29 protein-coding genes, 1 tRNA gene and 1 rRNA gene are annotated in these 26,407 nt (G+C 70.3%); 14 read left to right on the top strand and 17 right to left on the bottom strand.

The window, feature by feature from the left end:
• Positions 1-49: 49 nt before the first annotated feature.
• Positions 50-346 carry a hypothetical protein gene (locus tag ABEA67_RS16180; protein WP_345467171.1) on the top strand — a complete coding sequence of 99 codons (297 nt, stop codon included), beginning with the start codon at positions 50-52 and terminating at the stop codon, positions 344-346.
• Positions 347-362: 16 nt separating this feature from the next.
• Here the strand turns inward: ABEA67_RS16180 and ABEA67_RS16175 are convergent, their stop codons facing one another.
• From ABEA67_RS16175 to ABEA67_RS16135, 9 genes are all read right to left on the bottom strand, one after another.
• The gene (locus ABEA67_RS16175) at positions 363-824 is read right to left on the bottom strand and encodes a tRNA (cytidine(34)-2'-O)-methyltransferase (protein WP_345467169.1); all 462 of its coding nucleotides are present in this window, start codon (positions 822-824) and stop codon (positions 363-365) included.
• Complete coding sequence (gene ispF / locus ABEA67_RS16170) at positions 821-1,312, bottom strand: 2-C-methyl-D-erythritol 2,4-cyclodiphosphate synthase (protein ID WP_345467167.1); 492 nt, start codon at positions 1,310-1,312, stop codon at positions 821-823. Before ispF ends, ABEA67_RS16175 begins: the two co-directional genes overlap by 4 nt.
• Before the next feature lie 23 nt (positions 1,313-1,335).
• Entirely contained in the window at positions 1,336-2,130 is a 795-nt protein-coding gene (locus ABEA67_RS16165; protein WP_345467165.1) for a DUF1963 domain-containing protein, read from the bottom strand.
• A gap of 8 nt (positions 2,131-2,138) precedes the next feature.
• Positions 2,139-2,753, bottom strand: a complete 615-nt coding sequence (locus ABEA67_RS16160; protein ID WP_345467163.1) for an IMPACT family protein — start codon at positions 2,751-2,753, stop codon at positions 2,139-2,141.
• Entirely contained in the window at positions 2,750-3,370 is a 621-nt protein-coding gene (locus tag ABEA67_RS16155; RefSeq protein ID WP_345467160.1) for an NUDIX domain-containing protein, read from the bottom strand. Before ABEA67_RS16155 ends, ABEA67_RS16160 begins: the two co-directional genes overlap by 4 nt.
• Before the next feature lie 70 nt (positions 3,371-3,440).
• Positions 3,441-5,039 (bottom strand): flavin-containing monooxygenase, encoded by a 1,599-nt coding sequence (locus ABEA67_RS16150; protein WP_345467158.1) that lies wholly within the window; start codon positions 5,037-5,039, stop codon positions 3,441-3,443.
• A 626-nt stretch (positions 5,040-5,665) separates the two neighbouring features.
• Positions 5,666-5,741 (bottom strand) — tRNA-Lys (locus tag ABEA67_RS16145).
• A 37-nt stretch (positions 5,742-5,778) separates the two neighbouring features.
• Complete coding sequence (locus ABEA67_RS16140; protein ID WP_345467155.1) at positions 5,779-6,939, bottom strand: glutamate ligase domain-containing protein; 1,161 nt, start codon at positions 6,937-6,939, stop codon at positions 5,779-5,781.
• Between the two features lie 73 nt (positions 6,940-7,012).
• Positions 7,013-7,717, bottom strand: a complete 705-nt coding sequence (locus ABEA67_RS16135) for a creatininase family protein (RefSeq protein WP_345467153.1) — start codon at positions 7,715-7,717, stop codon at positions 7,013-7,015.
• Positions 7,718-7,754: 37 nt separating this feature from the next.
• Between ABEA67_RS16135 and purE the strand changes: the two genes are divergently transcribed.
• From purE to ABEA67_RS16120, 3 genes are all read left to right on the top strand, one after another.
• Positions 7,755-8,288: a 5-(carboxyamino)imidazole ribonucleotide mutase gene (gene purE, locus ABEA67_RS16130; protein WP_345467151.1), complete on the top strand. Its 534-nt coding sequence runs from the start codon at positions 7,755-7,757 to the stop codon at positions 8,286-8,288.
• The gene (gene purK / locus ABEA67_RS16125; protein WP_345467148.1) at positions 8,285-9,418 is read left to right on the top strand and encodes a 5-(carboxyamino)imidazole ribonucleotide synthase; all 1,134 of its coding nucleotides are present in this window, start codon (positions 8,285-8,287) and stop codon (positions 9,416-9,418) included. The genes purE and purK overlap by 4 nt, the downstream gene beginning before the upstream one ends.
• A gap of 77 nt (positions 9,419-9,495) precedes the next feature.
• The gene (locus ABEA67_RS16120; RefSeq protein WP_345467145.1) at positions 9,496-10,077 is read left to right on the top strand and encodes a GNAT family N-acetyltransferase; all 582 of its coding nucleotides are present in this window, start codon (positions 9,496-9,498) and stop codon (positions 10,075-10,077) included.
• Between the two features lie 72 nt (positions 10,078-10,149).
• Here the strand turns inward: ABEA67_RS16120 and argB are convergent, their stop codons facing one another.
• A complete protein-coding gene (gene argB, locus ABEA67_RS16115) occupies positions 10,150-10,899 on the bottom strand; it encodes an acetylglutamate kinase (RefSeq protein WP_345467143.1) in 750 nt (249 codons plus the stop codon).
• A 193-nt stretch (positions 10,900-11,092) separates the two neighbouring features.
• Positions 11,093-11,611 (bottom strand): GNAT family N-acetyltransferase, encoded by a 519-nt coding sequence (locus ABEA67_RS16110; RefSeq protein WP_345467141.1) that lies wholly within the window; start codon positions 11,609-11,611, stop codon positions 11,093-11,095.
• A 164-nt stretch (positions 11,612-11,775) separates the two neighbouring features.
• Here ABEA67_RS16110 and ABEA67_RS16105 point away from each other — a divergent pair, with 164 nt between their 5' ends.
• Both ABEA67_RS16105 and ABEA67_RS16100 read left to right on the top strand, forming a co-directional pair.
• Positions 11,776-12,840: a tRNA dihydrouridine synthase gene (locus ABEA67_RS16105; RefSeq protein ID WP_345467140.1), complete on the top strand. Its 1,065-nt coding sequence runs from the start codon at positions 11,776-11,778 to the stop codon at positions 12,838-12,840.
• 45 nt (positions 12,841-12,885) lie between these two features.
• Positions 12,886-13,449 carry a DinB family protein gene (locus ABEA67_RS16100; RefSeq protein ID WP_345467139.1) on the top strand — a complete coding sequence of 188 codons (564 nt, stop codon included), beginning with the start codon at positions 12,886-12,888 and terminating at the stop codon, positions 13,447-13,449.
• 31 nt (positions 13,450-13,480) lie between these two features.
• On the opposite strand, the gene ABEA67_RS16095 is transcribed toward ABEA67_RS16100, so the two are convergent.
• Positions 13,481-14,782 carry a hemolysin family protein gene (locus ABEA67_RS16095; protein WP_345467137.1) on the bottom strand — a complete coding sequence of 434 codons (1,302 nt, stop codon included), beginning with the start codon at positions 14,780-14,782 and terminating at the stop codon, positions 13,481-13,483.
• A 121-nt stretch (positions 14,783-14,903) separates the two neighbouring features.
• On the opposite strand from ABEA67_RS16095, the gene hemC reads away from it, so the two are divergent.
• From hemC to ABEA67_RS16080, 3 genes are read left to right on the top strand one after another with little or no spacing between them, the layout of a single operon-like run.
• Positions 14,904-15,833, top strand: coding sequence for a hydroxymethylbilane synthase (hemC, locus tag ABEA67_RS16090; RefSeq protein ID WP_345467135.1), 930 nt, complete (start codon positions 14,904-14,906; stop codon positions 15,831-15,833).
• Positions 15,830-16,018 (top strand): hypothetical protein, encoded by a 189-nt coding sequence (locus tag ABEA67_RS16085; protein ID WP_345467133.1) that lies wholly within the window; start codon positions 15,830-15,832, stop codon positions 16,016-16,018. The genes hemC and ABEA67_RS16085 overlap by 4 nt, the downstream gene beginning before the upstream one ends.
• 2 nt (positions 16,019-16,020) lie before the next feature.
• Positions 16,021-17,001 carry an asparaginase gene (locus ABEA67_RS16080; RefSeq protein WP_345467131.1) on the top strand — a complete coding sequence of 327 codons (981 nt, stop codon included), beginning with the start codon at positions 16,021-16,023 and terminating at the stop codon, positions 16,999-17,001.
• Positions 17,002-17,078: 77 nt separating this feature from the next.
• Here the strand turns inward: ABEA67_RS16080 and ABEA67_RS16075 are convergent, their stop codons facing one another.
• On the bottom strand, positions 17,079-17,690 hold the full coding sequence (locus ABEA67_RS16075) for a DedA family protein (RefSeq protein WP_345467129.1): 612 nt from the start codon (positions 17,688-17,690) through the stop codon (positions 17,079-17,081).
• A 79-nt stretch (positions 17,691-17,769) separates the two neighbouring features.
• Between ABEA67_RS16075 and ABEA67_RS16070 the strand changes: the two genes are divergently transcribed.
• Positions 17,770-18,438 (top strand): HAD family hydrolase, encoded by a 669-nt coding sequence (locus ABEA67_RS16070; protein ID WP_345467127.1) that lies wholly within the window; start codon positions 17,770-17,772, stop codon positions 18,436-18,438.
• Positions 18,439-18,494: 56 nt separating this feature from the next.
• On the opposite strand, the gene ABEA67_RS16065 is transcribed toward ABEA67_RS16070, so the two are convergent.
• The gene (locus ABEA67_RS16065; protein ID WP_345467125.1) at positions 18,495-19,448 is read right to left on the bottom strand and encodes a ferritin-like domain-containing protein; all 954 of its coding nucleotides are present in this window, start codon (positions 19,446-19,448) and stop codon (positions 18,495-18,497) included.
• Positions 19,449-19,725: 277 nt separating this feature from the next.
• Positions 19,726-20,403, bottom strand: coding sequence for an SDR family oxidoreductase (locus ABEA67_RS16060; protein ID WP_345467123.1), 678 nt, complete (start codon positions 20,401-20,403; stop codon positions 19,726-19,728).
• Between the two features lie 119 nt (positions 20,404-20,522).
• Between ABEA67_RS16060 and ABEA67_RS16055 the strand changes: the two genes are divergently transcribed.
• Both ABEA67_RS16055 and ABEA67_RS16050 read left to right on the top strand, forming a co-directional pair.
• On the top strand, positions 20,523-21,200 hold the full coding sequence (locus ABEA67_RS16055) for a haloacid dehalogenase type II (RefSeq protein WP_345467121.1): 678 nt from the start codon (positions 20,523-20,525) through the stop codon (positions 21,198-21,200).
• Positions 21,201-21,212: 12 nt separating this feature from the next.
• Positions 21,213-21,488, top strand: a complete 276-nt coding sequence (locus tag ABEA67_RS16050; protein WP_345467119.1) for a hypothetical protein — start codon at positions 21,213-21,215, stop codon at positions 21,486-21,488.
• A 269-nt stretch (positions 21,489-21,757) separates the two neighbouring features.
• Here the strand turns inward: ABEA67_RS16050 and ABEA67_RS16045 are convergent, their stop codons facing one another.
• Both ABEA67_RS16045 and ABEA67_RS16040 read right to left on the bottom strand, forming a co-directional pair.
• Complete coding sequence (locus ABEA67_RS16045) at positions 21,758-23,035, bottom strand: M24 family metallopeptidase (RefSeq protein ID WP_425557214.1); 1,278 nt, start codon at positions 23,033-23,035, stop codon at positions 21,758-21,760.
• Between the two features lie 165 nt (positions 23,036-23,200).
• Positions 23,201-24,016 (bottom strand): ion transporter, encoded by an 816-nt coding sequence (locus tag ABEA67_RS16040; protein WP_345467118.1) that lies wholly within the window; start codon positions 24,014-24,016, stop codon positions 23,201-23,203.
• A 46-nt stretch (positions 24,017-24,062) separates the two neighbouring features.
• Between ABEA67_RS16040 and ABEA67_RS16035 the strand changes: the two genes are divergently transcribed.
• Positions 24,063-25,973 carry a menaquinone biosynthesis decarboxylase gene (locus ABEA67_RS16035; RefSeq protein WP_345467116.1) on the top strand — a complete coding sequence of 637 codons (1,911 nt, stop codon included), beginning with the start codon at positions 24,063-24,065 and terminating at the stop codon, positions 25,971-25,973.
• 318 nt (positions 25,974-26,291) lie between these two features.
• Positions 26,292-26,407: ribosomal RNA gene (locus ABEA67_RS16030) — 16S ribosomal RNA — on the top strand; the annotation flags it as partial.

The following is a 26,407-nucleotide window of genomic DNA, read 5'->3' as shown; positions in this document are numbered from 1 at the left end:
GCCCTGCGGTGGCCCATCTTCTCCGCAAAAGCCGGCTTATGCTCCCCCCATGCGCCGTCCCTGGCTCCTCGCCGCCCTGCTGTGGGCGCTGTTCACCTTCGGGCCGCTGCTGTCGGTGCTGCTGGCCTCGGCGGTGGCGACCACCCACGGCTGTGCCCTGGACGAGGGCAGCGTTCACCCCTGCATCATCGCCGGGTGGGACGCCGGGGGCCTGCTGTACGGCCTGGGCGTGCTGGGCTGGCTGATGCTGGTCACGCTGCCACTCGGGGCCATTGCCGGCGTCGTGGGCCTGGTGTTGTGGCTGGTGGCTTGGGTGCGGAAACGCAAACCTTCACCTGACCGCTGAAAGCTGACCGCTCCCCTCACCACCCCTCGATCTGCCGCCCCGCCTCGAACGCCGCCACGCCCGCCGCCACCGCCAGATTGAGGCTGCGGCCCCCGCCGGGCTGCGGAAGCTTCAGCGTGGGCAGGCCTTCCCGCAACCAGGTCGGCAGGCCACGTGACTCGGGGCCGAGCAGCAGATAATCGCCGCGCCGGAAGCCCGCCCGCGTGTGCAACGTGGTGGCGTGCGTGCTGAAGGCCCAGACCCGCGCCTCTTCCGGCAGCGCCCTCTGAAACGCCGACCAGTTCGCGTGTTCGTGCAGTGTCACGCCCTGCATGTAGTCCATCACGGCCCGCCTGAACTCGCGGTCGTGCAGGTGGAAGCCGAAGGGGCGAATCAGGTGCAGGTCGGCCCCCAGCACGGCGCAGGTGCGCGCGACGTTGCCCACGTTGCCCGCCTTTTCCGGCTCGAACAGCACGACGCGCAGCAGGGGTCCGCTCACCCTTCCACCCGCGCCAGCAGCACCGTCACTCGCACCTGCACGTGGTCGGGTGCGAGGCCCTCGGAAGTCTTGAAGCTCACGCCCACCTCCGTTTCATTCAGGCCCAGCAGGGCGGCCACGTTGCGGGCGATGTCGGCGCGCAGTGGCCCCAGCTTGGGCCGGTCGAGCGTGACCACCAGCGCCACGTTCGCCGGGGCGTACTTCCACTCGCGCACCAGCGCCAGCGCATGGGCCAGAATCTCCCGCGAGTCCAGCCCCGCGTTCTCGGCGGCGGTGTCGGGGTAATACTGCCCGATGTCCCCCAGCGCCAGGCCCGACAGCAGCGCGTCCGCGACGGCGTGCAGCACCGCGTCCCCGTCGCTGTGCGCCACCGCGCCGCGCTCGGCGTGCGGGATGGGCACGCCGCCCAGCACCAGCGCCCGCCCCTGGGCCAGGCGGTGCGCGTCTTCTCCGTAGCCGATGCGGGAGGGCAGGGGGGCAGGGGTCATGGGGGGAGTGTAGAGGAGAGGGTTCAGGACATGTGGTATGTCAGCCGCACGCGGCGAAAATCTGCGCCTGTGAGGTCGGCGCGGGGGATGAGGAAGGCGAAGGACAGCCTGTTGCCCTGGTCCACGAAGGGAAAGACCCCCGAGGTGTGGGGCAGGGTCAGCAGGGCCGTTTCCCCTTCCTCCTCTGCTGCGCTCTCAAGCATTGTCGCCACCGTGTCGCCCAGCAGATATGCCTCTCCGGTGAGGTCCCCTTCACCCGTCACCGCCTGCCATTCCGGGTCAAAGATGACCTGCTCGTAATGCAGGGAGAGCCGGATTCCGTCCGCTTGCCCTATCCCAACGTCACCCCAGGGATGCATTCCTGCGCAAAAGGCGACGGCGTGCGCTGGAGTGGCCCATTCCCCGTCGGTTTCCGGGGGCGGGGAGGCCCTCCGCAGCGCTTCGAGGGCTGGCTCGTACCGCACCGCCCAGTGTTCGGGTTCCATCCGGCCGTTCTCGATGGCCCGCCGTCCCAGAAAGAAACTCAGCAGTCCGGACAGCGGAAACAGGGCGTCCTCATCAAAGGGCCTCAACTCGGTCAGATTGAACTGGGCCACGAAAAGCATGGGGTCTCCAGCGTCCTCCGGCCAGGGCTGCGTCCCCAGGTCAGGCAGGCCGCCCAGCTTGCTGCCCCCGACGGGCAGTGAAGCATCGGGGACCTCCTGCGCTTCCAGGTTGATCACCGGCTTGAGGATCAGCGGCAGGGCGGCCCCGTGTTCCGGGTGATACCGCTTGAAAATCGGCCCCGCCTGCTCCCGAACCTGTCGCAGCCTGCTCATGGTTCAGTCTACCGGGCCTCTTCTACCACCCCCGCCCCACCCCGCGTCGCGTCCCGCAGCGCCTGCGCGAAGGCATCCGCGTCCTCGGGGTAGACCTGCACGGGCAACGTCACACCGGAGGCCGTGTACGTTTCCTCACCCCGCGCCGTGTCGAAGGTGCCCAGCAGGTGATAGAGGGCGCTGAGGTGCTCGAACGGCACGGAGACGGTGAGCGTCTGCCGGGGCCGCACCTCCAGCCGGGGGGCAGTGCGCAGACATTCCGCCGCCGTGCCCCCATAGGCCCGCACCAGCCCGCCCGTCCCCAGCTTCACGCCACCGTAGTAGCGCACCACCACGACCATCACGTGGTCCACGACCTGCCCCTCGATGGCGCGCAGGATGGGTGCGCCCGCCGTGCCGCCCGGCTCGCCGTCGTCGCTGAAGCGGTAGGCGGGGCCGATACGGTAGGCCCAGCAGTGGTGGGTGGCGTCCGGGTAGCGTTCGCGCAGGGCGGCGAGGTGGGCCAGGGCCTCTTCCGGCGTGTCGGCCCGCCCGGCAAAGGCCAGGAACTCGCTGTTCTCCACCACCGCGTCGTGCCGGTGCGGGGCGGCGAGGGTGACGAAGGGCGCGGGCAGGTCGGTCACAGCAGGCCGCGCCCCGCGAGGTGCCGCCGCGCGTGCCACAGCGTGAGGCTGCTGGGGCCGTCGCCTATCTCGCCCGCCTCCAGCATCCGGTACACCTCGCGGAGGGGCAGCACGACACGCTCGATGACCTCGCTGTCCTCGTGCGCGGTGTCGCCCAGGGTCACGCCCAGCGCGAGCAGCGGGTAGAACACCACCCCGCTGATACTGGGCTGCGGGTAGAAGCCGGGGAGGGGTATCCACTCGGCCGCCGTGCCCCCCACCTCCTCTGCCAGTTCGCGCCGTGCGGCCGTCAGTAGGTCCTCGCCGCGCTCCACGCCGCCCGCCACGACCTCCCAGATGGTCGACTGGAGGGGATAACGGTACTGGCGAATCAGGACCGCCTCGCCCGCCGCCGTCACGGGCAGCACGAACATGGCGCGCGGGCCACGGGGGCGGTACTGGTACACCACCTCCGCGCCGGAAGGCGTCTGAACCCGGTCTTCCAGCACCACCCGGAAGCCCTCCACCAGCACCCGCGACGACAGCGTCTTCCACGGCTGCACGCCGCCCGGCACGAGTCCGGCCCAGTTGGGATGGGCCAGGTCGGGATGCGGCTGTTCCTCGGGCTTGCCTGTCATGCAGCCCAGGCTACCCCGCCCCCACCCCCATCTGCACGCCCCGCCGCGCCCGCCCCGGCCTCACTCCGCCTCAAGGTTGGGCAGTCGTATGGGCGGGGGTGAATTTCAGGACGCCGTCGTCCAGGGGCGAGAACTGAATGGTGGCCTTGTCCTGAAGGTAGTTCTGGTGGACCTGCCAGGGCTTGCGCGACCCCTGCTTGGGCAGCAGCGCGGCGCTGCGCGTGACGTAACCGGAATTGAACCCGAGCAGGGGCCGCTGTTCGAGAGATGGGTCGGCCTCGGGGAGGACGCTGCCGTACCCGCGACGGTCCATGTAACGCAGCAGGCGGCAGACGTAATCCTGGGTCAGTTCGGCCTTGAGGGTCCAGGCGGCGTTGACGTACCCGAAGGTATACGCGCAGTTCGGAACGCCGCTGAGCATCATGCCCTTGTAGACCAGGGCGTGGGCGGGGTCGACCGGCTGGCCGTCCACCGTGAACGCGATGTCCCCCAGCACGTTCATCTTCAGCCCGGTGGCGGTCACAACGATGTCGGCCGGAAGCTCCTGCCCGCCCGTCAGACGAAGGCCGTTCGGCGTGAACGCCTCGATGGTATCCGTGACGACCGACGCCTGGCCCTCCCGCACCGCCCGGAAGAGGTCACCGTCGGGCACGGCACACACGCGCTGATCCCAGGGTTTGTAGGTGGGCGTGAAGTGCCGCGCGTCGAAGGTGTCCCCGAGGTGCCCCGCGGCGTCCTTCAGGAGTTGTTCCCGGAACAGCCGCGGGGCCTGCCGGGCAACGTTGTAGTAGAACATGCTGCTCAGAATGTTGCGCCAGCGAATCACCCGGTGGGCCGCCCGCGCGGGCAGCCGCCCCCGCAACTTCAGGGCCGTCTGATCGACCAGCGGCTGCACCGCGATGTAGGAGGGCGACCGCTGGAGCATGGTGACGTGCGCCGCCTTCTGCGCCAGCGCGGGCACCAGGGTAACGGCGGTGGCCCCGCTGCCGATCACCACGACGTTCTTGCCCACATAGTCGAGATCTTCCGGCCAGAACTGCGGGTGAACGATCTGCCCCCCGAACGCCTGCTCGTTCGGGAACTCGGGGCGATACCCTTCCTCGTAGCTGTAGTAGCCGCTGCACAGGAAGAGGAATCTCGTCCTGAGGGTGACGGTGCTGGGGGGGCCGCCTTCCGTCCGGTGTTCCGCCGTGACGGTCCAGCACTGCTCGGCGGAGGACCATTCGGCCTTTTTCACCCTGTGCCCGAAGCGGATGCGCCCCGTGATCCCGGCCTCGTCGGCGGCCTCCTGGATGTACTGGCGGATGTCCGGGCCGTCCGCGATGGATTTCTGGCCGGTCCAGGGTTTGAAGCTGTACCCCAGTGTGTACACGTCGGAGTCCGAGCGGACGCCGGGATAACGGAAGAGGTCCCAGGTCCCCCCAATGGCCTGCCGGCCCTCCAGCAGTTCGAACCGTTTCCCCGGGCACTTGTCCAGCAGGTGCCGCGCCGCGCCGATGCCCGAAAGCCCCGCGCCGACGATAAGGACGTCCAGGGGCTGGGACGGGTCGGGGGTGGCCGGGAGGGGGTGCGCCACCTGGGGCTTCCGGGCGGTTTTCCGGCTGGACGCAATCACGAGGCCGGCCAGGGCCAGCGCGCCGAGGGGCAGCAAAGTCTTGCGCAGTTTCATGCTCTTCGTTCCTCGCTTTGAGTAGGGGAAGGCTGCCGCCTTCAGTCGCCCGTGGGTGGGACCGGGGACAGCTTCCGGCGGCCCGACCCCAGCGACCGCCTGGGAAGGGAAGGACTCCGCCTGCTCCCCATCTAAGAACGCTGAATGTCAGATTTTGCCACAGATGGACAGACGAAATGGCGTTGATTCCCTGGAATCTCCCGAGCGGACTGGCAAAGCGGCGCAGCAGCGCGAGGAGCAAGAAGGACGGGCTGGCAGCGATGGAAGACTCGCAGGCCGTACTGCTGGCGGGGCTTCCGGGCCACCGCCGTCCGGGACATCTGCGAGGCCCCCATCAGCTGGGAGGACCTGACGCTGTTCGGGCTGGAAGGAGTCAACGCCGAGGGGGACGCGATTTACCGACCCGATCCGCAACCGTCTCTTTCCCCACCCTGGCGCTGCTGAGGCGTTGCCCACAGCCTTTCTGAAGACTCGCAGAACTCAACCCTATGGCGCGGGGTTCCGGCGCTCCACGGCTTCACGCCACCCTGGGCGGAAGCTGCGCGGTCGCTGCGGAGGGCGGTTCTGTGGCCGGGTTGCTCCGCAGCCACAAACGAAGAAACCCCGCGCTAAGCGGGGCTTTTCTCTGGTGGGTCGTGTAGGAATCGAACCTACAACCCGCTGATTAAGAGTCAGCTGCTCTGCCAATTGAGCTAACGACCCAGAGCGAAAGGGAGTATACGGGCACGCCTGCGGGCTGTCAAGAGGACATCAGCAGGTCGCGCACGGTTCCGGCGAGGTACAGGCTGCCCGTGACCAGCAGGGTTCCGCCGGGCGGGGTCAGGGCCAGGGCGTGGGCCAGGGCTTCCGGCGGCCGGGGGATGGCCTGCCCACCGTACTCCCCAGCGAGGTCTTCCGGGGGTGTGGCGAGGTCACCTGGCGCGGTGAAGACCCGCAGGGGGGCCACGGCCAGCAGCGGGGCCAGGGTCGCGGCCGTGTCCTTGCGGGCGAGGTTGCCGAACAGCAGCACGTCGGCGCGGGGCACGCTGGCGGCCAGGGCGCGCGCCGCGTGCGGGTTGTGCGCGCCGTCGAGCAGGACGGTCTTCCCGCCGACCTCGAAGCGTTCCAGGCGCGCGGGGTGGGCAGCATTCAGCGCGGCCTCCACCCCCTGCCCGTGGCCCAGCGTGCGCAGGGTGGCGGCGGCCAGCGCGGCGTTCGCCTGCTGGTGTGCGCCCGCCAGCCGGGGCGGGTGGGGGAGGGCGAACAGGGCCGGGTGCGTCTGCGGCGTGCAGAGGGGCGCGCCCACCCCGGCCGCCACCTCGCGGACCACCTCCAGCGCCTCCCCGGTGGCCGTGGTCAGCAGCGGCACGCCGGGCCGGGCGGCCTGGGCCTTGTCGCGGGCGATGTCGCGCAGGGTCGGCCCCAGGGCGGCCACGTGGTCGAGGTCCACGTTGGTCAGGGCGACGGCCCGGACGTTCCTCAGCGCCTGCGTGGCGTCGCTGACGCCGCCCACCCCGGCTTCCATCACGGCGACCTCGACACCGCCCTCCGCAAAGACCTGCGCGGCCAGGGCCAGGGTAAGGTCGAAAAAGGCCGCGTCCGGCGCGTGTTCCTTGGCCCACTCGATAAAGGCGGCGGTGCGGGTGGGGGCCAGCTCCTGCCCCTTCACCCGCACCCGTTCCTCGTACCGCTGGAGGTGCGGGCTGGTGAAGCGGCCCGCGCGGATGCCAGCAGCCAGCAGCCCCGCTTCCAGCATCGCGCAGGTGCTGCCCTTGCCGTTGGTGCCGACCACGCGGATGGACGCGAAGCACGTGTCAGGTGCGCCGAGGCGGTCCAGCAGCGCCCGCGCGCTCTCCGGTCCCCGGTCGCGGCCCGCGCGGGTGCGCGCGTACAGCCAGTCGTAATCCGGGGCGGCGGTCATGCGCCAAAGCTAGCGCAGGCGTTCCGCTGGTGGCTGAAAGCTGGCTGCGGGTGGCTGGAAGTTTGGCTGCCTCTCAGTCCGTCCACCCGCGCTCCAGCAGCTCCCGCGTTTCCGCCACGGCCTCCTGCCAGATGCCCAGCATGTCCCCCTCGGGCCGCACGTGCAGGCCGCCGTAGTTGCCGTCGCCCAGCATCTCGCGCACCCGCCCTGGGGGCAGCTGCCGGAGCGCGGCCAGGTCCACCAGCGGCTTGCGTTCCTCGGGCGCGGCGACCCCTTCCAGCCGTGTCCAGGGGAAGTTCTCCATCCAGCTCGCGTGGCTGGCGAGGGAATCGGTCGCCTGCACGGCGGCCCAGGTGCGCGGCGCGTTCCACCAGTTGTGCCACTGCACCCGCGCGTCCGGATGACGCGAGAGCCACTCGCCCAGCCAGCCCTGACCGGGCGCGTTCCCGCCGTGGCCGTTCACCACCAGGATGCGGCGGAAGCCCTGCGCATGCAGGCCGCTCAGCAGGTCGTCGAGCAGGGCGAGGTACGTCGTGACGCGCAGACTGACGGTGCCGGGGTACGCCGTGAAGGTGGGCGTGATGCCGTAGGCGAGGACGGGAAACACTGGAATGCCCAGCGGCGCGGCCGCCTCCGCCGCCACCCGCCCGGCCAGCAGGCTGTCGGTGGCGAGGCTCAGCGTGGCGTGCTGTTCGGTGCAGCCCAGCGGCAGCACGCAGCGGTCGTCTTGCTGGAGGTACGTTTCCACCTGTTCCCAGTTCATGTCCTGAACGCGCATGGCTCACCGTACCGCCCCAGGCGTGGGGGACGGTAGCATGCAGCCCGTGACCGACGGACAAGGAACGCCCCGCGTGGGCGTGGTGATGGGCAGCCGCAGCGATTTTGACACCATGCAGGGCGCGCTGGACGTGCTGCGCGAGCTGGGGGTGCCCTACGAGGTGCGGGTGCTGTCGGCCCACCGCACGCCGCACCTGCTCGCCAGCTACGCCGCCCGGGCCGAGCGCCTGAACCTGAGCTGCATCATCGCGGGGGCAGGCGGCGCGGCCCACCTGCCGGGCATGCTCGCGGCCTTCACGCGCGTGCCGGTGCTGGGCGTACCCGTCCAGTCCCGCGCCCTGGGCGGCCAGGACAGCCTCCTGAGCATCGTGCAGATGCCCGCCGGAATCCCGGTGGCGACCTTCGCCATCGGCCAGGCAGGTGCCAAAAACGCCGCCCTCTTCGCCGCCGCCCTGCTCGCCACGACGGACGGGGCCGTGCGCGAAAGGCTGGATGCCTTCCGTCAAACCCAGACCCAGGCCGTGCTCGACGACCCCTTCTTCGAGGACCACCCGGAAGCGGGAGCAGAATGACCCCCTCATCCCTCATCCCTCATCCCTCATCCCTCTCCCTCGGCATCCTCGGCGGCGGCCAGCTCGCCCAGATGCTCGCCCTGGCCGCCCTGCCGCTGGGCGTGAAGGTCGTGGTGCTGGAACCCGACCCGCAGGCCCCCGCGCGGCTGTGCGCCGAGCATCTCCAGGCTGGGTACACCGACCCCGCCGGGCTGGCACGCCTCGCAGCCTGCGACGCCGTGACCCTGGAGTTCGAGAACGTGCCGGTCGAGGCCCTCGCGGCGCTGGAAGGGCGGGTGCCGGTGCGCCCTGGCGGTGCCCTGCTGGCCCGCAGCAAGCACCGGGCGCGCGAGAAGGAGGCGTTGCGCGCGGCCGGCGTGCAGACGGCCCCCTTCGTGCCCCTCGAACACGAGGCGGACCTGACGGGGGCGCTGGAGGCGGTGGGCGGGCGCGGCATCCTCAAGACCAGCCAACTGGGCTACGACGGCAAGGGCCAGGCGCGCGTGGACAGCGAGGCGCAGTTGCGCGCCGCCTGGGACACCCTGGGCCGCGTGCCCTGCGTGCTGGAGGGCCTCATTTCCTTCGAGCGCGAGGTGAGCCTGGCGGTGGCCCGGAATGCGGCGGGCGCGGTGGCCTTCGGGCCGCTGGTCGAGAATACGCACCGCCAGGGCATCCTCCGCACCAGTGTTTTTCCCGCCGCCGCGCCGGAGGGCACCACCGCCCGCGCCCGCGAGATGGCCCGCGCCGTCGCGGAAGCGTGGGGGCTGGAAGGCCTGCTCACGCTGGAGTTCTTCCAGTTGCCAGGCGGCGAGCTGCTGGTCAACGAGGTCGCCCCGCGCGTCCACAACAGCGGGCACCTCACGCAGGATGGCGGGGGCCTCAGCCAGTTCGAGGCGCAGGTGCGCGCGGTGCTGGGCCTGCCGCTGGCCGACTGGGCACCGCTGCACCCCACTGCGATGGTGAACATCATCGGGACCGCAGATGGGCGGGAACCCGACTGGGCCGGCATCGACGCCCTGCCCGGCACCCGGCTGCACCTCTACCACAAGGCCTCCCGTCCGGGGCGCAAGCTGGGGCACGTGAACCTCGTCGCGCCGGACCGGGAGACGCTGCGGGCGCGGCTGGCGCGGCTGGAAGCGTTGATTCCCTGAGGGGGGGCAGAAGGCAGAAGGCTTGCGGGAGCCTCGGCCACCGGCCTTCTGCCTTCCGCATCCCTTACATTCCCCACATGACTGCCCCCGCCCTCCCCGACGTTCCCGCCGAGGTCCGCACTCCTCGCCTCCTCCTGCGCGCGCCGCGCCCCGAGGACGCTCCCGCCCTGCACGCCGCGATTCGGGCCTCGCTGCCCGAGTTGCGGCGGTGGATGGTGTGGGCGCAGAACCCCCTGGACCTGCCCGGCACGGTGGAGAACCTGCGGGAGGCGGCGGAACGCTTCGCGGCGCGGGAGAACCTGCGTTACCACGTCTGGAATGCGGAGGGCACCGAGCTGCTCGGCAGCAGCGGCTACCACGCCCTCGACTGGCGCGTGCCGAAGGGCGAGATCGGCTACTGGATAGCCAGCGCGCACGCGGGGCAGGGCTACGCGACCGAGGTGGCCCGCGCCCTGACCGACCTGGCCCTGCGTTCCCCGGAGGAGGGCGGCCTGGGCCTGCGCCGCATCGAGATTCGCTGTGACCGCTGCAACGAACGCAGCGCCCGTATCCCCCGCGCCCTGGGCTACACCCTGGACGCCACCCTGGTCAACGACGACGTGGCCGCCCACGACCCCACAGAACTGCGGGACACGCTGGTGTTCAGCCTCACGAGGTGAGGGCGCAGAAGGCAGAAGGCTCCCCCCGGTTTTTGGCCTTCTGCCTTCTGCCCCGAGCCGTCTGCCCGCCCCTCAGGGCGTGACCCGCGTTCCCGCCTCCCCGCGCACCGCTGCCGCTAGCACGCCCGCCTGCATCCCGCTGGCGATGACGGCGAAGGGCGCTCCGGCGTCCAGGGCGTCCAGGGCAGCCCTGACCTTGGGCACCATGCCCCCGGCGATCCAGCCCGCGTGGATGCCTTCCTCTGCCTCCGCGCGGGTGAGGTGGGGGGCCAGGCTGGCGGGGTCGGGGTAGGCGCGGTACACGCCCGCCACATCGGTCAGGAACACGATGCCGTCGCCCAGCGCCCCCGCGACCGCCCCGGCGGCCGTGTCGGCGTTCACGTTCAGCGCGCCCCCGTCCGGCCCCACCGCCACGCAGCCCACGACCGGCGTGATGCCCGCCCCCAGCAGCGTCCGGAGCAGGGCGGCGTTCACCCCGGTCACGCGCCCGACGCGGCCCAGCGCGGGGTCCAGCACCTCCGCGACCAGCAGGGCCGAGTCGCGCCCCATCAGGCCCACGGCCAGGCCCACATCCTGGCTGAGCTGCTTGTTGAGCTGGCACAGCGCCATCTCGACCACGTCCATCGCTTCCGGCGTGGTCACCCGCAGGCCCTGCCGGAACTCGCTGGCAATGCCCCGCGCGGCGAGTTCGCGCTCGATCACGGGGCCGCCCCCATGCACCACCACGACCGACACCCCGGCCCGCAGCGCCGCGATTTCCCCCGCCACCGCCCGCCGCAGCTCCAGGCTTTTCATGGCGTTCCCGCCGTATTTCACGATCACGGTATGGAGTCTAGAGGGTGAAACGGTCCGACCGTCCGCCGCGCTGGGCTGTTGGGCGGCAGGCCACACCCAGGGCGGCACTCCGTTACGTTGCCGCGCGTCCTGGGCAGCAACTCCACTGCGCGCCGCCCTTATCACGGTTTCTCACTTCGTTCGGCCCAGAAAGGTTGCCGAACCTTTCTGGGCACCGCCCCTAATGCCTGACGAGGCTGACCGTCCCGAGGTCTGTCTTCTCGCCCGCCTGGACGGGCAGGGTGCCCACCGGCTTGGCGTACCAGGTCATGACGGGGCGGGCGTCGCGGGCGAAGGTGTAGCCCAGGCGTTCCCAGAACCGGGCACCGCGGGGGTTGTTGCCCAGCACGCTGGCGAGGATGCGGCCCGTGCCGGGGGGCAGGCGGGCTTCGAGGTCGCGCACGGCCTGCCGCCCCAGCCCCTGCGACTGCCGGTCCTCGCGGATCAGCAGCAGGTTGATGGTCAGGTCGCCGGCCTCGGGGTAGTCGAGCTTGCAGTCGAGGCTGCCCACCAGTTCCCCGGCGGCGTCGAACAGGAGTTCCAGGCGGCGGCGGGGGTCGAGCAGCGCGATCTCCACGTCGCGCTCGACCTCGCGGGGGCTGGGGACACGGGTGCCGAGCAGCTCGAAATAGCCCGGTGCAGCGGCGTACAGCGTGTGGAGCAGCGGCGCGTGGTGAAGCGCCAGCGGCGTGACGTTCAAGGTCGTAAGCCTCCCGTCCGGCGGGCGGGTTGAAGAAAGAGACGAAGAAAGCCGGACTGCGCGTAGCATACCCCTCCCTCCCCGGCCCGCGGCGTGAAAAGGGGCACCTGCCGGGCTTAGGCTCACTTCACGCAGCGGGGGAGGGGCTGCGCTACCCTGCCGGGATGACTGCCCCTTCCCCCACCGGCGGCCCCGGTTTCTATGCCCGCAGGCTCGCGCGGCCCGGTGCGGTGCTGGCCCCGATGGCGGGTTACAGCGATGCCCCCATGCGCCAGCTCGCCGCCGAGCAGGGGGCGCTGTGGACCGTCAGTGAGATGATCAGCTCGCGCGGCCTGGTGCTGGGCGGCGACAGCGAGAAGCTCACGCTGGGCCGCCCCTATCCCGGCGAGGCGGGGCGGGTGGTGCAACTGTTCGGGGCCGAACCCGACATTCTGGCAGCGGCCGTGGCCCGCGCCGAGGCGTGGTTCGCGCCCGCCGCCCTCGACCTGAACATGGGCTGCCCGGTGCCCAAGGTCCGGGGGCGCGGCGGGGCCTGCCTGCTCCAGACGCCCGAGGTGGCCTACGAGCTGGTGCGGGCCATGCGCCAGGCGACCACGCTCGACGTGAGCGCCAAGATTCGCCTGGGCTGGGACAGTGACCGCAGCGTGGAGGTCGCGCAGGGGCTGGCCGCCGCCGGGGCCGCCCTGATCACCGTGCATGGCCGCACCAGCGCCCAGCGGTACACGGGCGAGGCCGACTGGGAGGCCATTGCCCGCGTCGCGGCCAGCGTGCCGGTGCCGGTGGTGGGCAGCGGCGACGTGAAGAGTGCGGCCCAGGCCCGCGCCCGGCGGGGCAGCGGTGTGGCCGCCGTGATGGTCGGGCGCGGCGCGGTGGGCAATCCCTGGCTGTTCCGGGCGCTCGCCACTGGCGACGACGCGGCCCCCGGTGCCCACGAACGCGCCCGCACGGCCCTGCGCCATGCCCGGCTGCACGTCGCCTTCTACGGCCGCGACCGCTTCGGGTTGCTCAGCGTGCGGCCCCTGCGCAAGGTGCTGCCCCAGTACCTCCCCGATCACCCCGAACTCCGCGAAGCCCTGGTGCAGGTGGACACACTGGAGGATGTCGCGCGGGCGCTGGCCCCCCTGCTCCCAGGAGAACGGCTCCCAGGCGAGCCGCCCGAGCAGGCGGTGCCGGGTTTCCCCCTGGCCTGTCCGGAGCATGAAGAACAGGTGGCTGCTGCCGCTCCCTAATTGCGCGGCAGGCCGGGGAGGGCGCGGGGTATGCTGTCGCTACCCATGAACGTCCGCGAGTACTACGCCTACCTGACTGCGGCGCGTGAGCAGCTCTGGAACTTCCTGCGGGCGCTTCCGGCGGCTGACCTGGACCGGTCCCTGATCGACGGGGACCGTTTCCACAACATCAAGGACCTGCTGCTGCATGTCGTGGACGTGGAGGATCACTGGGTCCACGCCATCGCGCTGGGGGGCGGCGTGGCGGAACGTTATCCGCATGACTGGGTGCGCCCCCGCGCCGAGCAGTACGACCTGGGCTGGATTATCCGCTACGGCCAGGAGGTCGGGGGGCAGACCCGCGCCCTGCTGGACACCGCTCCCGACCTCTCCCGCCCGGTCAAGCTGGTGCAGGACGATCCCGCCAGCGACACCGTCACCCTGGACCAGCTCCTGTGGCATGTGATGACCCACGAGGTCCGTCACACCGCCCAGATCGCGCTGCTGATCCGGCAGCTCGGGCATACGCCGCCCTGGCTGGACTACCTGCGCTTCGTGCGGCCCCAGCCCATGCAGCCCACACCCGAGGCAGATGCAACGGGTGAGGACGGCGCAGGCGAGGACCTGTAGCGGCAGCAGGCCGGGCAGTCAGGGCTAGCCGTTAAGCCTCCGCGCCCGTCCAGGGCAGGTGCAGGTCCTGGGGCGGGCGCACCAGCAGGCGGTCGACCCGCGCGCCGTCCACGTCCAGAACCTCGATCTGCCAGCCCTCCACCCCGGTGACGGTGCCGACCTGGGGAAACTCCCCCAGCACGTCCAGCACGTAGCCCGCCAGGGTGCTGAACTCCTCGCGGGGCAGCAGGGGCAGGGGCAGGCTCTGGCGCAGCTCGTGCATGGGCAGGCTGCCGCTCACCAGGAACGAGCCGTCCTCGCGGCGCACGATCTGATCCTCGTCGTTCAGTCCCTCCATGCCCGCGAGTTCTGCCAGCAGGTCGCTGATCGACAGCACGCCGCTGAAGTCGCCGTACTCGTCCACCACCACCGCCAGCCGCTGGTGGCCCTCGCGTTCCAGGCGGGTCAGCGCGTCCTCGGCCCAGGCGGCTTCCGGAATGAAGGCGGCGGGCCGCACGAAGTCGGCCAGTGGGGAGCCGGTATGCAGCGCCCGCAGCACGTCCGTCACCGCGACCTGGCCGACCACCTCGCCCGAGGCGTCGCGCACGGCGTAGCGGTCGTGTTCCTGGGCCAGCACCGTCTCGACCAGCGTCCCGGTGGGGGCCAGCAGGTCCAGGGTCACGGCCTCGGTGCGGGGCGTCATCAGGTCGCGGACCCGGCGGTCGTTGAAGCGCAGCACCGAGGCGATGCGCTCGGTTTCCGTCTCCTCCAGGCTGCCGCTCTCGGCCGCCTGCAGCACGACCGCCCGGACGTCCTCCTCGGTGACCACCTCGCGCGCCTCCTCCCGCATCCCCAGCAGCCGCAGCAGCCCGCTGGCCGTCATTTCCAGCAGCCAGACCACGGGGCGCGCCACCTTCGAAAGCACCGTGAAAAAGGGCGCGACGCGCGTGGCGAGAGCCTCGGGGTTGCGCAGCGCGATGCCCTTGGGCGCGAGTTCGCCCAGCACCAGCGACAGGAAGGTGACCAGCAGCACCACCGCGATGCTCGCCGCCGACCCTGCCGAGGCCCCGAACACCGGGCGCAGCAGCGGTTCCAGGTAGCCCGTGAGGCTGCCGCCCGCGAACACCGCGCTGATGGTGCCGATCAGCGTGATGCCGATCTGCACGGTCGCCAGGAAGGTGCCGGGTTGCTCGGTGAGCCGCACCGCCGCCGCCGCCCCCCGCTCACCGCGCGCCGCCGCCGCCTCCAGCCGCGAACGCTTGGCCGACACCACGCCCAGCTCCGAGCCGGAAAAGAAACCGTTGATGATCAGCAGCAGCACCAGGATGCCGAATTCCAGCAAGGGATTGCCCACGGGAGACAGTGTAGGGGCGCGCCTGACCGCGGAAGGCCCTGAGCAATCCTTTATGTGACCGCACCCGCTCTGTGACCGCACCGGCCCGCGGACCCCGGCCACCGTTTATACTGCCCAGGTTATGCGTACGGTGACGGTAGGAACGCGCGGCAGCACGCTTGCGCTCGCGCAGACCCGGTGGGTGGTGGCCCGCCTGAAGGAGGAATGGCCGGACACGGACTTCCGGATCCAGACGATCAGCACCAAGGGCGACCGCGACCGCGCCGCCCTGCAATCGCTGGCCCAGAAGGGCGACAAGGGCTTCTGGGTCAAGGAGATCGAGGACGCGCTGCTCACAAAGCGCATCGACATCGCGGTGCATTCCCTCAAGGATCTGCCGACCGAGCAGCCCGCGGGCCTGGAGATTTCCTCAATTCCCAAACGGGTGGACGCCCGCGACGTGCTGATCGGCAAGGAGGGCATGAAGCGCCTGGAGGACCTGCCGCAGGGCGCACGGGTGGGCACCAGCAGCGTGCGGCGCAAGGCCTTTTTGCGCGCCTACCGCCCGGACCTCCAGATCATCGACCTGCGCGGCAACATCGACACGCGCCTGGCCGCGCTGGGCACGCCCGATTACGACGCGATCATCCTGGCGGCGGCGGGCCTGATTCGCACCGAGATGCGCCACCGCATCGACGAGTTTCTGGACCCCGACGTGTTGCTGCCCGCGCCGGGTCAGGGTGCCCTGGCCCTGGAAACCCGCGCCGACGACGACCTGAATATCGAGGTGGCCTACGCCATCCACGACCACGGCACCGACGACCGCATCACCGCCGAGCGCGAGTTCCTGGCGGGGCTGGGGGCGGGCTGCATGGCCCCGGTGGGTGCCCACGCCTCGGTCAAGGGCGGCGTGCTGACGCTGGAGGGCTGGGTGGGCGCGCTGGACGGCAGCCAGGTGATCCGCGCGACCACCTCCGGCGACCCGGCCGAATGTGCCGACCTGGGGGCCGAACTGGCCGCCGACATGCTGGGCCAGGGTGCCCAGCAGCTGATCGACGCGGCGCACGGATGAAGGCCCCCGCCCCGGCGAGCCTGCTGGCGGCGGTCCTCGCGGCGTTGCTGTGGCTGGGAATCGGCACCGTGCAGCGGGTCCGGGCGGGAGCGGACCTCGGGACCGCGATTGTCGCGGAACTGCCGCTGACCCTGGTGGTCTTCGTGATCGCGCTGGTCTGGGCGAACCTGCGGCGGCGGCGCTGAGGATGCGGCGGCTCGCCGTGATCCACACCGGCGGCACCATCGCCAGCCGCCCCAATCCGCACGGGCCGGGCGTCACGCCGCAGACGGCCCCCAGCGTGCCGGGGCTGCCGGGGGTGGTTGTCACCGATTACCAGCCCTTCAACCTGCCCAGCCCGCACGTCACGCCCGCGCACATGCTGCTGCTCGCGCACCTGATCGAGCAGCTCGCGCCGGGGCAGGACGGCATCGTGGTCACGCACGGCACCGACACGCTGGAGGAAACGGCCTTTTTGCTGCACCTCACGCTCGCCACCCGCACGCCCGTCGTGCTGACCGGCAGCATGCGCCACGCCGAGGAGGCCTCCTGGGACGGCCCCGGCAACCTGCTCGACGCCGCGCAGGTCGCGCTGCACGGGCAGTCGCGGGGACGCGGGCCGCTCGCGGTGTTCGGCGGTGACATCTTCGACGCCCGCACCGTGACCAAGGTCCACACGACCGCCGTGGACGCCTTCGGCGGCTATCCCGGCCCCATCGGGCGGATTGACCGGACAGGCACGGGGCCGCTGGGAGAAGGGGCGCACCTGCGCTACTTCGCCATGCCGGAAGCGCGGCCCGTGTACGCTCCTGCTGCCCTCACCGCCCACGTCGAGATTCTGTATGCCTACGCGGGCTGGCAGGGCGAGGGCTACGCGGAGGCCGACGCGCGCTCGGACGGCCTGGTGATCGCGGCGCTGGGCACCGGCAACCTCCCCGCCGAACTGCTGCCCCTGATCGCCCGCAGCGCCGCGGCCGGGAAACCCGTGGTGATCGCCACCCGCACCCACGCCGGCCCCGTCATCCCGGTCTACGGCTACGCGGGCGGCGGCGCGACCCTGGTGGAGGCCGGGGCCATTCCCGCCAGCTTCCTGAACGCCCACAAGGCCCGCCTGCTGCTGATGGTCCTCCTCAGCCTGGGCCGGGATCTGTCCGAGATTCGCCGGGTGTTTGAGGAGGGGGCGTTCTAGGGAGGGGTTAGGGATGAGGGGTTAGGTGTTAGGGACAGGAAGCGGTCTGCTCAGGCCTCTGCCTCCTTTCCTAACTCCTACTCCCTCACCCCTAACGCCTTCCTCCGCCTCAGGAACCACACTGCCGCCGCCACGACCACCACCGCCAGGATGACCTTGGAGGCGGGGGCGACGTACTGCTCGACCTGCTCGTAATTCTCGCCCAGCAGGTACCCCGCCCCGGCCAGGGCGCTGGCCCACAGGCCCGAGCCGATGGCGCTGTAGAGCAGGAATTTCGGCAGGGGCATCTCGCTCATGCCCGCCGGGAGGCTCAGCAGGCTGCGGATGCCGGGAACCAGCCGCCCGAACAGCACCGCGCCCGCCCCGTGGCGGTCGAACCAGGCGTCGGCCTTGCGGATGTCCTGGCCGTTCAGCGTGAGCCAGCGGCCATAGCGGTCGGCCCACCCCACCAGCCGCTCCTCACCAAAGGCCCGCCCGATGTAGTAGAGCGGCAGGGTGCCCAGGACACTGCCCAGCGTGCCCACCGCGATCACCAGCGGCAGGCTCATGTCGCCGCGCGAGGCCGCAAAACCCGCCGAGGGCATGATCAGCTCGCTGGGAATCGGTGGAAAGAGGTTTTCCACAATCATCAGCAGCAGGATGCCCAGGTAGCCCAGGCTGTCCATCAGATTCTGCACCCAGTCGACCATGCGTGCAGCCTAGCGGCTGGGGCCAGGGCAAGGCGTCCTCCCAAAGTCGTCTGAAGGCCGCCCGCCCTACACTGCCCCCATGACGCCTCCTCCCCCCCTGCGTGCCCTGATCTTCGACTTCGACGGCACCATCCTCGACACCGAGACGCGCGAGTTTCACCACTGGCAGGCCCTGTACCGCGAACACGGGCGCGAACTGGCGCTCGCGGACTGGCAGCGCGGCATCGGCACCTGGGACGCCTTTGACCCCTGGGCCGGGCTGCCGGACCATGTTCGGGCTGACCGCGGGCGCGTCCACGCGGGGCTGCACGAGCGCATTCTGGCCGACATCGCGGGGCAGGACCTGCGGCCCGGCGTGCGGGCGGTGCTGGAGGCGGCGCGGGCGACCGGGCTGCGCCTGGCCCTGGCGACCAGCAGCGACCGGGCCTGGGTCACGCGCTGGATGGCCCAGCATGACCTCCTCGACCTCTTCGAGGTGATGGCGACCCGCGACGACGTGCGCCGCGTGAAGCCCGACCCCGAACTCTATGCCCTGGTCGCCGACCGCCTGGGCCTGCGCCCGGCCGAGTGCCTCGCGGTCGAGGACAGCCTCAACGGGGCCACCGCCGCCCTCGCCGCGGGTCTGCGGCTGGTGGTGGTGCCCAACGACGTGACCCGCACGCAACCCTTCCCCCCCACGTGGCCGCGTCTGGAGGAGGGGTTTGCGGGCGGGCTGGCGGAGCTGCTGCGGGTGGCCGGGGAGGCATAAGAGAAGCGCGCGCCGGAGCAGTAATGCCCTGGCGCGCGCTTCTGGGAGGGGGTGGGTTAGAGCTTGAGCAGCGTGCCGAGCTTGCCGTCGTCGCTCAGGCCGTCGGGGAAGAACCCGCCCTTGGTGGCCGCGCCGGTGGTGTCCAGCAGCACGATGTTGGCGACCTGGCGCGGCGTGCGGCCGAAGGCGATGCCGTTGGCGTCGGTCGGGACGATGTTGGCGCTGTTGCCCATGTTGCTGATGCCCTGGTCGTCGTCGGTGGGGCCGTCCACCTTGTCGCGCAGATCGCTGATGGCCTGCACGACGGCCTCGACCGTCAGGCCCGCAGCGGCCTGCTCACCGCGGCGGCGGTAGAGCTGCGTGCGGATCGAGCCGGCGTGGTAGGCCTCGACGGCCAGGATGCCCGCGGCGTTGTCCAGGTTGCCGCCCGCTTTCTGGTCGTCGATGAAGCGCGCGGCCCCCTTATAGGCCGTGACACCCACGTCCTCGAAGATGAAGGCCCCATGCAGGAAGAACAGCTCGCCCGCGAAGGGGTTGAAGCCGGTGATCTTCCCGCCTGAGGCGAGGTTGCCCGCCGCCGCGAAGGAGCCGCTCAGGTCCAGACGCGGCTGGGCCACGGGGGCCGCGCCAGCCGCCGTGAGTACCGCACGAATCGCCTTGACGTGCGCCTTCTCGTCGTCGGCGATCTCATTCGCCATCGCCAGCATGTCGCCGGTCAAGCCCGCCACCGGGGCGCTGCCATTGAAGCCGCTGGGCAGGATGACCCTGGCGCTGCTTCCGCCGACGGCATCCAGCTCGCCCAGACGGCCGGTGGCCGCGAGGTAGAACGCGGCTTCCAGGTACTCCAGGTTCAGCGCGAAGTTGAAGATGGCGGCGTCGAGGCCATTGTCCTGGTTGGGCGTCTGGGCGATGACGTTGGTGCAGCCCGACAGCACGGCCCCGGCCCCCATCAGACCTGCCATGCCCAGGAACTTGCGGCGCGTGCTCATACCCTGCGTGTCGTTGCTCATGCGTGGAACCTCCGGAAACGAGAAGGAAGGAACGGGACGGACGGTGAAGCCCGGACCGGGTCACCCGGGGACAGACCCCTGGGGACAAACCAGTCACGCGGGGGCTGCGGGAGCCGCCTCAGCGTCGCTTCAACCTGCCCTTATGCGCGCTCGCCCCATTCGGATCACCACCGGAGCCGCTTTTGCCCAAGCATGAAGCTGAGATGAATCCTCCTGATGAAGGGATGAGAAAACCGGAGAGGGGTAGGGCCTCTCCGGACGGGGAAAAAGCCGGTCCTCAGGTGTCGGGATAGACCTTCAATTCGGTGACGTGTGCCCGGTCGGGGCGGGTCAGGGCGTGGGCCACGCTCTTGGCAAGGCCGCGCGGGTCGATCAGGGCGTCCCAGCTCATCCCCGCCTCCCGGTTTCTGGGCGTATCGATGGCCCCCATGGGGTACAGCACACAGCCGCGCACCCCCTGCGCCTTCAGCTCGTCGTGCAGGCTGAGGATGTAGGCGGCCACAGCGGCCTTGCTGGCCGTGTACAGCGCTGCGTGGGGACCACTGAGCCGGGCCGCCGACCCCGAGCTGACCCCCATGATCAGCCCGTCTTTCTGCTCCAGCATGTGGGGCAAGACGCCCTGCACGGCGTGGAAGAGGGTCAGCATGTTCTCGTCGAACATGGTGCGCAGGTCCTCATCCGTCGCCTGTTGCGCGTCCTGGGTGGCAAATGCCCCCACGGTATGCACCAGCGCGTCCACCTGCACCTTCCGCAGCGCGGTCACACTGGCGGGGTCCCGTAGGTCGAGGTCCAGCACCTCGGTGGCGGGAAAGCGGTCGGCGGCGCGCTCCAGTGCCTCACCGCGGCCCACCAGCACGAGCTGTGCGCCCGCGTCTTCCAGTTCCTGGGCCACCGCGGTCGCCAGCGCGCCGCCCGCCCCCGTGAGCATGATTGTCGAGGAGCTGAGGTTCGCCATACCCACAGCCTAACGGCCCGGCGCGTTCAGGCATCCTTAAGAGGCTGGAGAGGCGCGCGGGCCGGGCTATGCTGGGTGTCCGTTCCTGTCTTTCCGCCTCTCTTCCTGCCGGAGGTGACATGGCCAGCGTTGTCGTGTTCGACGTGATCGAGACCCTGCTCGACCTGGGGTCACTCGACCCGCTCTTCGGGGACCTGTTCGGTGATCCGGCCACCCGGCAGGTCTGGTTCGAGCAGACGCTACAAAACGCCCTGGTGTCCACGGTGGTGGGCGACTACCAGAACTTCGAGGTGCTGGGTCTGAGCGCCCTGACCATGCTGGCCGAGAAGCGCGGCACCTCGGTCTCGGCTGCCGGCCGCCTGCGGCTGGAAAAGGCCCTGCTGGAACTGCCCGCCCACCCCGACGCGGTCCCGGCCCTGGAGCGCCTGCGTGAGGCGGGCTACCGGCTGGCGACCCTGACCAATTCGCTGGGCATGGCGAGCGAGGTGGAACTGCGCTTTGCCGGCCTGCGAGACTTCTTCGAGCAGGCGCTGTCGGCCGACGACGTGAAGCGGCTCAAGCCCGCCCGCGAGCCGTACCTGTATGCCGCCCGGCAGTTGCAGGTCAGTCCTGCCCGGATGTGGCTGGTCGCTGCCCACGCCTGGGACGTGACGGGTGCCGCGGCGGCTAGCTGCAAGACCGCTTTTGTCGGGCGGCCGGGCAAGGTCCTGAACCCGGCCGCCCCCAGGCCCGACGTGACCGGCGAGAACCTGCGCGACATCGCCGAGGGCATCCTCGCCGTCGAAGCCCTCGCCTGAGAGGAGAACCCCATGAAAGCAAGTCTGCGGACGAAGCGGTTGCTGGAGGTCTTTTCCGTCATCCTGATCGGTGACGGCCTGATCTCTGTGGTGCGCCCGGTGGGGCACAGCCTGATGTGGTGGATGCCGGTTCCCGGCGTGCGGCAACTGATGGAATGGTGCGCCGAGCGGCCCGGCATCACGCGCCTGCTGGGCCTCACGCAACTGGGGGTCGGCCTCTGGCTCGATGCCCGGCTGTACGCCTCGCCCCCCACGCGGGAGGCGGGCGCACCCGGCCGGGCAGGCTAGGGCGGCGCTCCGTTGCGTTGCCGCATGTTTCATACGGATTCCGTCCAATTCCTGAACAGTCGGGAGGGCACTGCCTGTTCATGCATCTCCCGAAATCCGCCCTTGTTCCTTCTCCCTCTGGTCGGATTTCCGGGTGTTTTCAACACCCTTCAATCGGAATCCGTATCAGGCGTCCACTCCACTGCGCGCCGCCCTTTTTGCCCTTCTCGCTTCGCTCGGAAAGGTTGCCAAAAAGCGGCAACCTTTCTGCGCCCCGCCCTAGGAACGGCTCAGGCGGAGGCCCCGGCCCGCGCCGTTTCCCCATACGCCGCCGCCCGCACGGCCTCCCACTCGCCCGCACCCAGCACGAAGGGCTGCTGCTGGAGGTCAGTCGTGACCTGCGGCCCTTCCGGGGCCAGGAACACGTCCACCTCCGTGCGGATGCCGAAGCCCTTCTCGCGCGGGTAGGTGCCGGGTTCGACCGTCACGGCCAGGCCGGGCGTGAGGGTGCGCGTGTCGTGCGTCTCGTAGTCGTCGAGGTTCGCGCCCGAGCCGTGAATCTGCACCCCCAGGTCATGGCCGGTGCGGTGCAGGAAATGCCGTCCCCACTGCTCACCCATCGCGTCCCGCGCGGCCCGGTCGCCCTCCCAGCCCTGCACGTGCCCCCAGCCTTCCGCCGCGTACCGCTCACGCAGCAGTGTCAGCGCGGCGTCCCGCGCCCCGCGTACCGCTTCCCACGCTTCCCGGTACTCGTTGCCCGGCTCGCCCGCGTACCCCACCCAGGTCACGTCCGCGAAGGGTCGGCCCGCCTCCTGCGCCCACAGGTCGATCAGCACGCACTCGCCCCTTTGCAAGGTCGCGTTCTTCTCCCCCTCGGGCTGGTAATGCGGGTCGGCGGCGTTCGCGCCGAAGCTCACGTTGACCGGGTGGCCGCTGCTCATCCCGGCGTCCGCAATCGCCCGCTCAATCACGGCCTGCGCGTCCAGTTCCGTGACCGGCTCGCCCGCACGCAGCCGCTCGTGGATCAGGCGGAAGGCGTCGTCCTTCGCCCGCATCAGCACGGCCGCCGCCCGCCGGTGGGCCGCCAGGTCTTCCGGCGACCACACCAGGAAGGACTGGAGCAGGTCGGCGCTGCTCACCACCTCCGCGCCCGCCGCCCGGACCCGCTCCAGCGTGCCCGCGTCCACCCGGCTCACGTAGGGCACGGCCCCGTGCGGGCTGTACTCCATCGCCACGGTCCTCCCGGCGACCACCTCGCGCAGCGCCGCCTCCAGCTCTGCGTGTGAGCCGAAGGGCCGCCTTTCCATGTCCCAGTCCTGCGTCAGCGTGGCCCAGGTGCCCCCTTCGATGTGGTTGTGCAGCAGCGCGGCCTGCCCCTCGCGCGGCACCCACACGAAAAAGCGCCGCGTCAGGTGCGCCCCAGCAGGCAGCCCCAGCACGGTGCGGGCGTGGGGGTTGAGGCCCTGGAAGTCGTAGAGCAGCCAGCCGTCCACGCTGCCGGGCAGGGCCGCTGTGTCTCGCAGGGCATCACGCATGAGTGCGATGGGATTGTGGGAAGTGGGGGTCATGGGGGCAGGGTAACAGGGCAGAAGGCAGAAGGCAGAAGGCAGAAGGCAGAAGGCAGAAGGCAGAAGGCAGAAGGCAGAAGGCAGAAGGCAGAAGGCAGAAGGCAGACCGTGAAAGCCTTCACGACCTCCACTGACCACTCACCACATCCCACTTACCCCTAACGCCTAACCCCTCCCCCCCAACTCCTCCCGCAATGCTGCAATGTCTCCCCGCAGTTCCCGCAGTTCGCGGCGCAGTACCTCATTGTTCACCTCGTCCTCGGCGGGTTCGCGTTCCTGGTCGCTGCCGACAAAGAGGCTGGCAAGGGCGGCGGTGATGTAGCCGAAGACCGAGAAGCCGTACAGCCCCAGCAGAAAGGACAGCACCTGCCCCTCACCGGTGCGGGGCCAGTATTCCGGCCCCAGGCTGGTGAGCAGCATCCCGGTCCAGTACAGCCAGCCGCCGTAGGTACGGGGTGCGCCCATCTGCCCGGCCTCGAAGGACGCCATGCCCGCCGCCCCCGCAAGTGCCACCAGCCCGGTCGCCCCCAGCACGAAGCCGAGCTGGCGGCGGCGCAGGGTGCGTTGCAGCGTTCGCAGGCCCCGGTTCAGTCCGGTCAGGATGCGCAGCAGGTTCAGGCCGCGCGTCATGCGCAGCACCCGCAGGGCACGCAGCCCCCGGAAGGCCCGAAGTACTCGCAGGGCGGGCAGCAGCAGGCTCAGGGCCGTCAGCCAGTTGCGGCGCAGGTAGGCGAGCTTGTGGGGGGCCAGGGAAAAGGACAGCAGGAAATCCAGAATGAAAATGCCCCAGATCACGTTGCTCAGCGACTGGAGAAAGGGTGAGAGGCCCAGCGTCAGGTCCAGCACCAGCAGCGCCAGCCACACGAAACTCAGCACCGTCATGGGCCGGTCGAGCAGTTCGTCCAGGTGCCGCAGCGTGGTGAGCCGGGCGGCGTGCAGCTCGTCCGCCTGGGGAGGGGGTGGGGGAGGGGCAGAGGGCATGGCCCAGGGTACGGTTGCCCCCCGCCCCTCACCCTAGACTCGCCGCATGGCCCCTCCCCGCCTCCCCAGTCCCCGCTTTCTCAGGCCCGGCCCCCGCAGTCCCGACCTCCAGAGCTTCATGCAGCTGCTGGAGGAACGCGGCGAGCTGGTGCGCGTGTCCTTTCCAGTGGACCGCGACCTGGAAATCACCGAGATTGCCGACCGTCTGGTCAAGCAGGGCGGGCCGGCGGTGCTGTTCGAGAACGTGAAAGGCAGCGACTTCCCTCTGGTGATCGGCCTGATGGGCACGCGCGAGCGCACCGCCCTGGCCCTGGGGGTGCAGGACCTCGACGACCTCGCCGCGAAGGTGCGGCACCTGATCGACCTGAAGGGCAGCGGGGGCCTGGGCGGGCTGCTGGGCAACGTGGGCAAGCTGCGCGACGTCTTGCACCTGCCGCCCCGCCGCGTCCGCTCCGGCCCGGCGCAGGAGGTCATCTGGACCGGCGACGAGGTGGATCTGGGGCGGCTGCCCATCCTGAACTGCTGGCCGCTCGACGGCGGGCCGTTCGTCACCCTGCCCCTCGTCATCACCCGCGACCCCGAGACCGGCGAGCGCAACATGGGCATGTACCGCATGCAGGTGATGGGCCGGAACGTCACCGGGATGCACTGGCAGCGCCACAAGACCGGCACGAAGCATCTGGAAAAGGCGCGGCGGCTGGGTCAGCGGCTGGAGGTGGCCGTCGCCCTGGGCGGCGACCCGGCCCTGATTTACGCCGCGACCGCCCCCCTCCCGCCCATCCCCGGCCTCGACGAGTTCGCCCTGGCGGGGTACCTGCGCGGCCAGCGCTCGCCCGTGATGAAGGGCGTTACCGTGGACCTCGACGTGCCTGCCAACGCCGAGTTCATCCTCGAAGGCTACGTGGACCCCCAGGAAGACTGGGCGGTGGAAGGTCCCTTCGGCGACCACACCGGCTTCTACACCCTGCCCGACCTCTACCCGCGCTTTCATGTCACGGCGATCACCATGCGCCGTCAGCCCGTCTACCCCGCCACCATCGTGGGCCGCCCACCGATGGAGGATGCCTACCTGATCGAGGCCAGCGAGCGTCTCTTCCTGCCTGCCGCGCAGATGATCCTGCCGGAAATCGTGGACTACCACATGCCGCCCGCCGGGGTCGCCCATAACCTCGTGGTCGTCAGCATCAAGAAGAGTTACCCCGGCCACGCCTACAAGGTCGCGAACGGCCTTTTCGGCCTGGGCCAGATGATGTTCGCCAAGGTGATCGTGGTCGTCGACGAGGACGTGCGGGTCAACGACTTTGCGGCCGTCTGGCGGGAGGTGGCGGCCAGGGCCGTGCCGGGCCGCGACACCCTGACCACCCGTGGCCCCATCGACGTGCTGGACCACTCCAGCCGGGGTTGGGGCTACGGCGGCAAGCTGATCATCGACGCCACCACCAAACTTCCCGAGGAGGTCGGCAGCGCCGCCAGCAGCCGCGAGGCCCAGGGGCAGGAGGTGGCCCCGGAACCCGTCTTCACCCCCCGCGTCGCCCCCGACCTCCCCGACTTCGAGGGTGTCCTCGCCCAGCGCCAGACCCCCGACGGCTTCTGGTATGTGGCGCTGCATAAGACCCACCCCGTTCAGGCGCAGGCCCTGGCAGAAAGCTTTGCTGCCCACCCTGCCGCCGCCGGCATCCGCCATCTCCTGATCGCCGACGAGCAGACCGACGTGCAAAGCGAACAGGACGTGTGGTGGACCATCCTCAACAACATCGACCCCGAGCGTGATGTGCATTCCCTCTCCACGCCGGGCGGCGGCTTCCTCGCCTGGGACGGCGCACGCAAACTCCCCGAGGAGGGCTTCGTCCGCGAGTGGCCCCCCAAGATCGAGATGACTCCCGAGGTCCAGCGCCGTGTGGACGCCCGCTGGCACCTGTACGGCCTGCCCGAGCAGGAGGGCGAGAAGTCGCGCTGAGACGCGCTTTTCCTGAGACTTCCTTCACCCCGGTGCGCCGCTCGCACGGGGTGTTGACATATCTGGGGCGGTGCCGTATATTTCTCTTCGCCCGAGAAAAAGGGCGAGGCGGAAAAGCTCGCAAGAGACCCGCCGGGACGCATGACAAGCTGGTGCAAGTGACGATGACAGGGCCACCTGACAGGGTGGTACGAGCGGAAGTCCTTAGGGATTTCTCCAGACTCGTGAAGAGCCGCGAGGCTCAACAGACACCAGGCTTAGGCTTGGGGTGAACACTAATCAACGAACGGTCCGCTCGCGGACCGTTGCTTGAGCCATTTTATGGAGAGTTTGATCCTGGCTCAGGGTGAACGCTGGCGGCGTGCTTAAGACATGCAAGTCGAACGCAGTCTTCGGACTGAGTGGCGCACGGGTGAGTAACACGTAACTGACCT

Origin of the sequence: Deinococcus carri (assembly GCF_039545055.1) — a bacterium.
GTDB classification, from domain to species: domain Bacteria; phylum Deinococcota; class Deinococci; order Deinococcales; family Deinococcaceae; genus Deinococcus; species Deinococcus carri.
This window is presented reverse-complemented; position numbering and strand designations above follow the sequence as displayed.

Bases quoted from the DNA above. Each gene is read 5' to 3' on its own strand.
- ABEA67_RS16055 (WP_345467121.1), top strand. From the start codon at position 20,523: ATGGCCAGCGTTGTCGTGTTCGACGTGATCGAGACCCTGCTCGACCTG.
- ABEA67_RS16135 (WP_345467153.1), bottom strand. From the start codon at position 7,717: ATGCGCGTTCAGGACATGAACTGGGAACAGGTGGAAACGTACCTCCAG.
- ABEA67_RS16035 (WP_345467116.1), top strand. From the start codon at position 24,063: ATGGCCCCTCCCCGCCTCCCCAGTCCCCGCTTTCTCAGGCCCGGCCCC.
- ABEA67_RS16140 (WP_345467155.1), bottom strand. From the start codon at position 6,939: ATGACCGCCGCCCCGGATTACGACTGGCTGTACGCGCGCACCCGCGCG.
- ABEA67_RS16075 (WP_345467129.1), bottom strand. From the start codon at position 17,690: ATGGTCGACTGGGTGCAGAATCTGATGGACAGCCTGGGCTACCTGGGC.
- ABEA67_RS16045 (WP_425557214.1), bottom strand. From the start codon at position 23,035: ATGACCCCCACTTCCCACAATCCCATCGCACTCATGCGTGATGCCCTG.
- purK (WP_345467148.1), top strand. From the start codon at position 8,285: ATGACCCCCTCATCCCTCATCCCTCATCCCTCATCCCTCTCCCTCGGC.
- ABEA67_RS16080 (WP_345467131.1), top strand. From the start codon at position 16,021: ATGCGGCGGCTCGCCGTGATCCACACCGGCGGCACCATCGCCAGCCGC.
- ABEA67_RS16050 (WP_345467119.1), top strand. From the start codon at position 21,213: ATGAAAGCAAGTCTGCGGACGAAGCGGTTGCTGGAGGTCTTTTCCGTC.
- ABEA67_RS16040 (WP_345467118.1), bottom strand. From the start codon at position 24,016: ATGCCCTCTGCCCCTCCCCCACCCCCTCCCCAGGCGGACGAGCTGCAC.
- ABEA67_RS16100 (WP_345467139.1), top strand. From the start codon at position 12,886: ATGAACGTCCGCGAGTACTACGCCTACCTGACTGCGGCGCGTGAGCAG.
- ispF (WP_345467167.1), bottom strand. From the start codon at position 1,312: ATGACCCCTGCCCCCCTGCCCTCCCGCATCGGCTACGGAGAAGACGCG.
- ABEA67_RS16155 (WP_345467160.1), bottom strand. From the start codon at position 3,370: ATGACAGGCAAGCCCGAGGAACAGCCGCATCCCGACCTGGCCCATCCC.
- ABEA67_RS16165 (WP_345467165.1), bottom strand. From the start codon at position 2,130: ATGAGCAGGCTGCGACAGGTTCGGGAGCAGGCGGGGCCGATTTTCAAG.
- ABEA67_RS16065 (WP_345467125.1), bottom strand. From the start codon at position 19,448: ATGAGCAACGACACGCAGGGTATGAGCACGCGCCGCAAGTTCCTGGGC.
- purE (WP_345467151.1), top strand. From the start codon at position 7,755: ATGCAGCCCGTGACCGACGGACAAGGAACGCCCCGCGTGGGCGTGGTG.
- hemC (WP_345467135.1), top strand. From the start codon at position 14,904: ATGCGTACGGTGACGGTAGGAACGCGCGGCAGCACGCTTGCGCTCGCG.
- ABEA67_RS16085 (WP_345467133.1), top strand. From the start codon at position 15,830: ATGAAGGCCCCCGCCCCGGCGAGCCTGCTGGCGGCGGTCCTCGCGGCG.
- ABEA67_RS16070 (WP_345467127.1), top strand. From the start codon at position 17,770: ATGACGCCTCCTCCCCCCCTGCGTGCCCTGATCTTCGACTTCGACGGC.
- ABEA67_RS16180 (WP_345467171.1), top strand. From the start codon at position 50: ATGCGCCGTCCCTGGCTCCTCGCCGCCCTGCTGTGGGCGCTGTTCACC.
- ABEA67_RS16105 (WP_345467140.1), top strand. From the start codon at position 11,776: ATGACTGCCCCTTCCCCCACCGGCGGCCCCGGTTTCTATGCCCGCAGG.
- ABEA67_RS16120 (WP_345467145.1), top strand. From the start codon at position 9,496: ATGACTGCCCCCGCCCTCCCCGACGTTCCCGCCGAGGTCCGCACTCCT.
- ABEA67_RS16060 (WP_345467123.1), bottom strand. From the start codon at position 20,403: ATGGCGAACCTCAGCTCCTCGACAATCATGCTCACGGGGGCGGGCGGC.
- ABEA67_RS16150 (WP_345467158.1), bottom strand. From the start codon at position 5,039: ATGAAACTGCGCAAGACTTTGCTGCCCCTCGGCGCGCTGGCCCTGGCC.